The sequence below is a fragment of the Flavobacterium branchiicola genome, from assembly GCF_018383905.1.
Classification (GTDB): domain Bacteria; phylum Bacteroidota; class Bacteroidia; order Flavobacteriales; family Flavobacteriaceae; genus Flavobacterium; species Flavobacterium branchiicola.
Window position 1 is genome coordinate 1 of sequence record NZ_JAGYWA010000040.1, and the last position, 261, is coordinate 261.

At 48.7% G+C, this 261-nt stretch carries 1 rRNA gene; it reads right to left on the reverse strand.

The features are described from left to right. A 23S ribosomal RNA gene (locus KHA98_RS23110) occupies positions 1-261 on the reverse strand; the annotation flags it as partial.

Genomic DNA, 261 nt, shown 5'->3' on the forward strand with positions numbered 1-261 from the left:
TACTCTTTTGGAGGCGACCACCCCAGTCAAACTACCCACCAAGCAATGTCCCCCGATACTCGGGGTTAGGCCTCAGATAAACAAAGGGTTGTATTTCAACAATGACTCCACAACGCCTGGCGACGCCACTTCACAGTCTCCAACCTATCCTACACATCATTTATCCAAGGTCAATACTAAGCTATAGTAAAGGTGCACAGGGTCTTTTCGTCCCACTGCGGGTAAACGGCATCTTCACCGTTACTACAATTTCACCGAGCT